Consider the following 8,437-nt stretch of genomic DNA (forward strand, 5'->3'; position numbering starts at 1 on the left):
AATTTGATAGTCAGTATTTATTTCATACTGACTATCAAGAAAAATCTATTATTTTTAAATACAGAAATCTAATCTTTAATATTTTTTATGTACAACCAATAGGTAAAAGATCTATTCCATATAAAAGAGCCTGCAAACAAAAATTGCACAATTTGATTAGAAAGCTATTACCTAGCTAGCACTATCCTATAGTAACTACATAATCAGCCTTTTTAATGATTAATAACTTTAAAAATCAAACATTAATAAAATTTGCAATTTCAGATAAATATGACAAAGATCTTTTAGTTTCTAATGAGAGTAAATTTTTATTCAATTCAGATGGATCGGAATTATACCTCGATACTGAATACTTTAATTTGCTCCTAGACTTTCTCAACTCACTTTTGAATGAATCCTCGATATTAGAATAGATCAAGTTATTCAACCTTCTCAGTGTTGAACCTGAATCACTTATAACCGTATCTTTGACTACATCTTTTTTAGAAACCTCATTAACAACTTCTTTCTTTACAGGATTAATTTCTCTAATTACTTCTGACTTTATTTCTTCTTGCTGAGAACCTGTTACGTTAATAGCCTCAATGTTATTTATCGCTTCATCGATAACTGTATTCATGTTATTTTTTAGACTAAGCAATCTCCTGTAATCTTCATAACTGATAAATCTATTATGCGCAATTACATTCCTTAATGTGTACAACATTTCCCACCACTTTATTATTTGTGCCTCTTTTGTATCAATTATTGATGAAAAATATCTTTCCCAATTACTTTTGGGAATAAATCCTTTAATATATTCAAGATCAATTGCATCATTAGACATAAGGATTCTTTGTAAGTCATTAGTTTTGAGAGTATTGTATCTTTCAAAAAGAAAATTAGAAAGCTGAATAAAATCAGTTTCAGATAAGAAGTTATTAAATTGTAGGTCAGCTTTCTTAGCTTCCTCATTTCTAATAGAGTTAATTACATCTTGCGGTGTATTCTCAGCCACCCAGTCCAACCCTACTTTAGCCGTCATGAAAAGGGTTATTAATTTCCTCATCTTATTCTCAATCTGGTTTATATGTCTATAACCATCAACAGAGAAGTCTAAAGAAACATCATCCCGCAACGTATTTAACTGAGAGTGTTTTATTTCCTTTATTGTGTCAATTAGTTCCTTATTGAAATCAATGAATTTTAATTTTTTATCATCATCATCTTTCTCTATATCAGGGGATAAAACTTTAATAACATAACTTCGACATTTATGATTAGAAGATTCTATTTTGCTAATAATTAAATTGTAATGTTCCTCGTTATAGGAAACAATATCACCCTCTTTAAAGATTAAATTTTCATTCCCTTGAATAATACTTTTCAAATGTTCTTTGTTTTGGCTTAACTTTATTTCCTCAGAAAATATAAGCAAATATTCTTTTACATATTCCATATGTGCCTCTTGAAGAACGGATAGTTTATTAATTTTATTTTTATAGATTTAAAAGACAAGCTAAGTTGTAAAAATAGTTTAATATTCTGAAAATTGTGTCATTCAAACGAATGATAACCTAATGGCCTACTAATTTTTCTTATGGACAAATTAAACCTAACCTTTTGGCTCAACCCCCTTCCCCCGCAACGCCTCTCTCGCCAGTTCCTTTAACCAACTGGCGAGACTGACTCCTTCTTCTGCCGCTACGGCATCAAGCTGTTCCTTCAGTGCCGGATCAATGCGCATTTTGAACTGTGGTGACTGACCGCCGCCTTTGGGTTTTTTTTCGCGCGATATGATTGACATGAGGCCACCTATTTTTTAATCTTATTCACATAGGGGGCCACCTAAACCACCTAATCAATCAACGCTCAAGCGGTGCGCGAACACCACCGGAGCGTCTAACCACACCAACTATCAAGGAGTTGATTATGGCTGATTTGCATTCTAACCTGGACATTACGACCACTGGAACCTCGCGTGAGTTAATTGTGGGATATCGCCCGAGAGGTCGTGATAAAAGTTCGCCGAGTTTGACGATTTCCGGCAAGTGGTTGCGGGAGGTGGGGTTCGATACCGGGCAGCATTACACGCTGCGCGCGATGAATGGTTGCATCGTGCTGACGGCTTTTACCGATAAAGAAGAGAAGCTCACAGCGGAATTAAAAGAAGCGCGTCAGTGGTTAGAGGGAATTAAAGCGGCGGTGCAGCCCGAGACACAGGGCGTGACGTCATTAACAGCCAAAGTCGCGCCCTTACCCGATCTGAAAAAACTCATCGAATTAGCCTACTGACAGAGTTAGCCGCCTGCGGATGTTCAAACTGGCAACGAGCTAATAAGCCTTAAACGAATTGTCGGATGGCGCTTCGCTTATCCGACCTACAGATATCTTCCGGCCTCGGAGTTCGGTTGTACCCAACCGCTAAAAAGTCGGGTAACACTGCGCTTACCCGACCTACAAATACTTACTCCCACTCAAACAGAACCTCCCTGTCCCGTCTTTTCACCACCCCGCTTATTTGCGGTGGCGGCGCTGGAAGTCCTGCATAAAGTCGGCGAGTTTCTCAACTGCCGTTACGCTCAGGGCGTTATAGATTGATGCGCGCACGCCACCGATGGCGCGGTGGCCTTCGAGACCGGAGAAATCTGCGGCACGGGTCTCTTCGAAGAACGCGGCTTCAATCTCTTTGGTCGGCAGGGTGAACGCCACGTTCATGTCGGAACGGTGCTCAGGTGCGGCCCAGGAGTGATAGAAATCGTCGCTGTTGTCGAGAATGCTGTAAAGCAGGTCAGCTTTCACGCGGTTGATTTCACCCATTTTTTCCACGCCGCCCACATCGTTGAGCAGCCAGCGGGTCACCAGCAGCACCACGTAAATGGCGAAGACCGGCGGGGTGTTCAGGTTGGAGTGCGCTTCAATCTGGCGACGGTAGTCGAGGAACGCAGGCAGCTCTTTGGTGCCCGCCTGCACCACGCTGTCGCGGATCAGCACAATGGTCACGCCTGCCGGGCCGATGTTCTTCTGCGCATGGGCGTAAATCAGGGAGAACTTGTCCGCTTCGCACGGTTTGGAGAGGAAGTCAGAAGACATGTCACACACGCGCGGCACGTGGTCGTGGCCCAGCACGCGGTTGAATTGCAGGCCTTCCACCGTCTCGTTGGAGACATAGTGAATGTATGGCGCGTCCGGGGAGAAGGTCACTTCACCCTCGTCCGGCAGACGACGATAGCCGTCGCTCTCACCGCTCCAGACCACTTTTACCGGGCCTTCGCGCATCGCTTCGGTGACCACTTTGCGGCTCCAGTAACCCGTTTCCAGGTACTCGGCGGCGTGCTTTTTGCCACGCAGCATGGTCATTGGGACCTGGGAGAACTGCTGGGTCGCGCCACCTTGCAGGAACAGGATATGGAAATCATCCGGCAGGTTAAGCAGCGTGCGAATGTTGTTTTCCGTTTCGCGCACCACGTTTTCAAACCACGCGGAACGGTGGCTGATGCCGAGGATGGACAGGCCCACTTCCGGCACGTTGATGATCGACTGCTGAACCTGGTTCAGAACCACTTCCGGCAGCGCGCCCGGCCCACCGGAGAAGTTAAGGGCGTTCTTTGGATTTAATGACATAAGTTTTCCACTGTACTCAAATTAATGACCAACCCGCGCTAACAGCAGGTTGCGAAATGCGTTAATGACTTTGCTCATGTGAATCTGTTTATTCGGGAACAGCACCTCATCGTCCATGGCGTGAATAACCATCGCCGGATCGATTTCAAACACCAGGAACTGCCCGTCTTTGGTTTCTGCGCAATCAATCCCGAGGTAATCCAGGCCAGTGCGCTGGTAAATAGCGTCCAGCGCGGCCTTATGACGCTCGGTAAAATCGGCAAAGGTATTTAAAAATTCGGCTTCTTCAGCACGTTTGGCGGCATCTTCATACATACCCGCATTGACGTAGTGAATCATCCAGTGCGACGAAATGCCCATGTGGCAGGCGTAAGGCTTGCCGTCGATCAGCACCACGCGGAATTTGCGGAACTGGCCGTCGTCGCCGCTGTAATCAATAAATTGCGACAGGAAGAAGACCGGCTCATTCAATTCGGTAAGGTAAGTCGCCACTTCAGCAGGGGTATCGAGCTTTTGTAGCCCGTGGCCGCCGTGGGTGCCTACCGGGCGCACAATGATGGGAAATTGATGTCCGGCGGCTACGTCCGAGAGCATCATGCTGCCTGCGGCAACCTCTTCCAGTTCGCGACGGGTCACATGCAACGCCGGGCTGATTTGCAGGCCGGGCGCGTTTTGCAGCAGCAGGCTGGCGGTGTTGCGCTCAGACGAGAACACAAACTGCGGCGCGTTAATCACAGGCTGCGGCCAGCCGGCGAGTTTGTGCTCCAGACGATTAATAAGCTCGCGGGTCTCATCGCTGGCACCGATGGCGACCATCGTCAGATCATGCTCTGGAATGGCCCAGGCCAGCGGCTCTGCGCCGTGCGGATCAACGAAGTAATAGATGAGGTCGACGTCGCTGTTTTCCAGCAGACAGTCGATCGGCACGTTAGCAGACAAGTTACCCGGCACCACCAGCATCAGCAGGCGCAGTCTGGCAGGCTGAAGCGCTGCGGGGCGCACGTAAACGCGCTGTTGCGTCAGCGCCTGCTCCTGAATGGTCAGCCCGAGCTCTTCGTGTTTGAGGCTCATCATTGCGGTGGAGAGATTCATCCACAGCATGGCGTCGTCGGGGTTGTCCTGCGCCTTCGCAATCATCTCCTGGGTATGGGCAGTGAAATCCATGCCGGCAATGCTCATACGCAGAAAGGGTGCGAGTCCGAAATAAGTGGCCGCTGGGGGGAACGCTGCTTCGGACGCGGGCAACGTGTCGGCTGACGCTGGAGTATTCAATCGTCAATTCTCTTTTTGGAGGAGGAGTCCCGAAGCTTCGCCTGGTAGCGGCGAAAGTTTCAGTCATAACCGCACCATTAAACCAGCAGTCAAGAAAAGCTAAACGCCAATTATCCTCTGTTTTTGGATGCATTTCGGAGAATTTGCCCGCGAGAAGGGGCTGCAGGGCAGGGGCAAAGGCCATAGCGGAGGAAATACTTAGCGTCCTACCAATTTTAGTAGATCCCCCTTTAAACCAACTGCAAAAACTACTTAAGTTATAAAACCCAACACAATATGCTACAAGAAGCGTAGCGGGATTTTATTGGCAGTTTTTTTATCTGCAACAACAGTGAAGATTTAACCTAATCAAAATTATCTCCTTAAAGTTCGCAAGGCGTTGCCGATAACCCCTACCAGGGATTACTTCGTGAGCAGGCTAATGATCAGTCTCAAAACTAACCTTCCATCGCTAAACGCCCAAAACCAGGCGGCTAAGAGCAAATCTGAACTTGATGCCTCCATTCGTCGACTGGGTTCCGGGCTGCGCATTAATAGTGCCAGCGACAACGCGGCCGGGCAGGCGATTGCTAACCGTCTCGCCAGCCAACAAAGCGGGCTGTCGCAGGCGAAGCGCAATGCGGGTGATGGACTGTCGATGGTGGAGACGGCAGAAAGTGCGCTCGATGAAATCAATAACCGTCTGCAGCGCATCCGTGAACTGGCGGTGCAGGGGCTGAACGGCATTAACTCGCAGGAAGATTCAGACGCCATTCAGGCGGAGATTAACCTCAACCTGAAAGCCATCGATCAGCTCAACTCCACCTCGAACTTCAACGGCATTCCTTTGCTGGATGGCAGCGCGGGCAAGATGGGGTTCCAGGTGGGTACACATGATAATGAGAAAATCGACCTCGATTTGTCGTCCCCTGGCTTCAGCGTGGATGAACTGGGGCTAAAAGATCTCATCATCAGCGGCCTCAGCGGGAGTGTCTCTGACGTTAATAATTACGTGGGAAATGCCAGTTCGATGTCGCTCAGCAACCCCGCTATTAGCGTGAGCTATTCCACCACCTTAACGTCCCCTCAGCTGGTCAGGGGCACCGATAATCTGTATTACATTAAAGGCAATGATGCGAACGGCAAACCGGCCTATTACCATGCGAACTACTCTGCAAGCTGGGACACCCAGACCGGTACCGGCGCTATTTCAGTCAGTGCTACCAGTAGCACAGCCGCCTACAATGCAGCGGGCCAGATCCCTTCCCGTGCCATCACCACCCTTAATGTGTTCGACACTAACGGCGCGGTGGTCAGCGGCAGCACGCTGACCCAGGATAACGGCCAGTATTATATTCAGCAGGGCGATACCTACTTCCCGGCCAGCCTGACGTTTGGGCCATCCGGCTCGGTAACGGCGCAGATGACCAGCGCGACCGGTAAGGAAGACTTTGAATTTACCACCCTACCCACCAACGTCACCGCCACGCCCGCGGTGGACAGCAGCACGGTAGCCTCGACTTTTACCGATGCCAATGGCAACGCGGTAGCGGGCAGGCTGATGAAGTCCGGCAGCCTGTACGTGATAGAAGTGAATAACGGCGGCAATTTGCAGTATTACCCCGCCAGATTTACCGCCACCTCGAACGGCACCACGACCTCGTTAAGCGTCACCGCTACCAGCACCACCCTGGCAAACAGCTTTACCCCGGTCACCAGCGTCAGTGGTACATCCTATGTGACGCTCGACCCGGCAAAAGTGCAGGTCAATTACACTGACGCCGAAGGCAAAACCTTTAACGACGTGCTGCGCCTGGACAGCGACGGTAACTACTATATGGATCTGCCCGGCAGCGGCACATCCAAGACCGCCACCCTGGTGGTTCGCAATACGCCAACCAGCCCGTATTTGCTGAAAACGCTCAACGGCGTGGGCGATGTGCAGATTTATTACACCCCCAGCATGTTTTCTAACACCGATACCGCCACCAACCATACGGTGATGACCATTTCCGAGGTAGGTTCAGGAATTCGCCTGCGTCACCCGGATGACCCGCTGGCCACGCTTGACCGCGCTATCAACCGCATCGATACCCGTCGCACGCAGTTGGGTGCCGTGGCGAACCGTCTTGAATCCGTGCAGAACCTTCAGGACAGCGCCACCAGTGCCATCGCATCAAGCCGTTCCCGCATTGAAGATGCCGATTATGCGACCGAAGTGTCGGCAATGAGCCGTGCGCAGATTCTGCAACAGGCCAGTGCGGAGATGCTGATTAAAGCCAATAGTACGCCAGAGCTGGTGCTGGCGCTGCTGAAGGGGTAAGGGCGGTGTTGGCGGTTTAATATTGTGGTCGCATCCCCCCCTCACCCCAACCCTCTCCCTCAGGGAGAGGGAGCCGTGAGTGCCCTGACTCAAGCACCCTATCGTTCCCTCGCCCTTTAGCTTCAGCCCACGCCGTACCGTCTCCTCGCCTCGTAGCCTCAGCCCACACCGTTCCGCCCCCTCGCCCTTTAGCCTCAGCCCACACCGTTCCGCCCCCTCGCCTCGTAGCCTCAGGCCGCACCGTACCGTTCCCTCGCCTCGTAGCCTCAGGCCGCACCGTACCGTTCCCTCGCCCCTCCGGGGAGAGGGTTAGGGTGAGGGGCCGTTTTGCCCCTCTCACGCCCTCAGGGCAGATCAGGCCATCCGCAAAGGAAAATCAATTTTTTCGAGGCTGAATACTCTCTTATGGTCACCAGCCTCATTTTTGGAAACTAAATTTTTTCCTAAAACGTTTTGTATTTACTGTCAAAATAAAAACCCGTTCCTATTATTACGCCGTCATGTAACCTGAAACAGGAAAAATAACGGCAAAATATTAATTTCACCAATACATCCAAATACACATATCCACTCTATAAATATTTCCCACCCAATATTTATACTTTGCCCCGGTTTCGCCCTGTAAAAACGAGAGCCACACAATTCACCCCATAAACGGGAGAGTGGGTATGAAGGTTCTCTTTTCCGCCTGGCTTATTTTTGTCGCGTCTGTGACCTCTGCCCAGGCGGGCATTCAGATTAACGCCACACGGGTCATCTACCCTGCCAGCAAAAAAGAGGTTACGCTCGGCATCACTAATGAAGCCGACACGCCGCGTCTGTTGCAAATGTGGATTGACAGCGGTAACCCGGATGCCAGACCGGAATCAGCAAAAATTCCCTTTCTGGTCACCCCGCCCATCTCCCGCATTGACCCCGGAAAAGGGCAGACATTACGCATCATATTTACCGGTGGCGTCCTGCCTGCCGATCGTGAATCCGTTTTCTGGCTGAATATTCTTGAGGTCCAGCCAAAGTCCGGCGTTAGCAAAGAGAACAGCGACAGAATTAAATTTACGGTCCGTTCCCGACTCAAGGTTTTTTACCGACCAACCGGACTGCCGGGCTCACAGGGTGATGCCGCCGCGCAATTACGCTGGCGGCTGATTAGTCAGGGTAAGGGCTATGCCCTTGAGTGTGATAACCCCACCGCCTGGAACGTCTCTTTTCATGATGTCCGGCTGAAAAGTGCCTCTGCCGTGGCGGACGCAAAGCAAAATG

7 protein-coding genes are annotated in these 8,437 nt (G+C 49.8%); 3 read left to right on the plus strand and 4 right to left on the minus strand.

Going from position 1 to position 8,437, the window contains the following annotated elements:
- Window positions 1-235: 235 nt before the first annotated feature.
- Together KXR87_RS16620 and KXR87_RS16625 are read right to left on the minus strand one after the other, a co-directional pair.
- Window positions 236-1,438, minus strand: a complete 1,203-nt coding sequence (locus tag KXR87_RS16620) for a hypothetical protein (RefSeq protein ID WP_437433322.1) — start codon at window positions 1,436-1,438, stop codon at window positions 236-238.
- A 156-nt stretch (window positions 1,439-1,594) separates the two neighbouring features.
- The gene (locus KXR87_RS16625) at window positions 1,595-1,786 is read right to left on the minus strand and encodes a toxin-antitoxin system HicB family antitoxin (protein ID WP_437433323.1); all 192 of its coding nucleotides are present in this window, start codon (window positions 1,784-1,786) and stop codon (window positions 1,595-1,597) included.
- 125 nt (window positions 1,787-1,911) lie between these two features.
- Between KXR87_RS16625 and KXR87_RS16630 the strand changes: the two genes are divergently transcribed.
- On the plus strand, window positions 1,912-2,274 hold the full coding sequence (locus tag KXR87_RS16630; RefSeq protein ID WP_437433324.1) for a SymE family type I addiction module toxin: 363 nt from the start codon (window positions 1,912-1,914) through the stop codon (window positions 2,272-2,274).
- A gap of 222 nt (window positions 2,275-2,496) precedes the next feature.
- On the opposite strand, the gene KXR87_RS16635 is transcribed toward KXR87_RS16630, so the two are convergent.
- Both KXR87_RS16635 and KXR87_RS16640 read right to left on the minus strand, forming a co-directional pair.
- On the minus strand, window positions 2,497-3,603 hold the full coding sequence (locus tag KXR87_RS16635) for a phosphoserine transaminase (protein WP_437433325.1): 1,107 nt from the start codon (window positions 3,601-3,603) through the stop codon (window positions 2,497-2,499).
- 21 nt (window positions 3,604-3,624) lie between these two features.
- The gene (locus tag KXR87_RS16640) at window positions 3,625-4,767 is read right to left on the minus strand and encodes an ATP-grasp domain-containing protein (protein WP_437433326.1); all 1,143 of its coding nucleotides are present in this window, start codon (window positions 4,765-4,767) and stop codon (window positions 3,625-3,627) included.
- 529 nt (window positions 4,768-5,296) lie between these two features.
- Between KXR87_RS16640 and KXR87_RS16645 the strand changes: the two genes are divergently transcribed.
- Window positions 5,297-7,177, plus strand: coding sequence for a flagellin (locus KXR87_RS16645; RefSeq protein WP_437433327.1), 1,881 nt, complete (start codon window positions 5,297-5,299; stop codon window positions 7,175-7,177).
- Between the two features lie 668 nt (window positions 7,178-7,845).
- A partial coding sequence (locus tag KXR87_RS16650; protein WP_437433328.1) for a fimbrial biogenesis chaperone occupies window positions 7,846-8,437 on the plus strand: 592 nt, incomplete at its 3' end.

This window comes from Yokenella regensburgei (assembly GCF_051486985.1).
Taxonomy (GTDB): Bacteria; Pseudomonadota; Gammaproteobacteria; order Enterobacterales; family Enterobacteriaceae; genus CBFFRJ01.

Bases quoted from the DNA above. Each gene is read 5' to 3' on its own strand.
- KXR87_RS16635 (WP_437433325.1), bottom strand. From the start codon at position 3,603: ATGTCATTAAATCCAAAGAACGCCCTTAACTTCTCCGGTGGGCCGGGC.
- KXR87_RS16640 (WP_437433326.1), bottom strand. From the start codon at position 4,767: ATGGATTTCACTGCCCATACCCAGGAGATGATTGCGAAGGCGCAGGAC.
- KXR87_RS16645 (WP_437433327.1), top strand. From the start codon at position 5,297: ATGATCAGTCTCAAAACTAACCTTCCATCGCTAAACGCCCAAAACCAG.
- KXR87_RS16625 (WP_437433323.1), bottom strand. From the start codon at position 1,786: ATGTCAATCATATCGCGCGAAAAAAAACCCAAAGGCGGCGGTCAGTCA.
- KXR87_RS16630 (WP_437433324.1), top strand. From the start codon at position 1,912: ATGGCTGATTTGCATTCTAACCTGGACATTACGACCACTGGAACCTCG.
- KXR87_RS16620 (WP_437433322.1), bottom strand. From the start codon at position 1,438: ATGGAATATGTAAAAGAATATTTGCTTATATTTTCTGAGGAAATAAAG.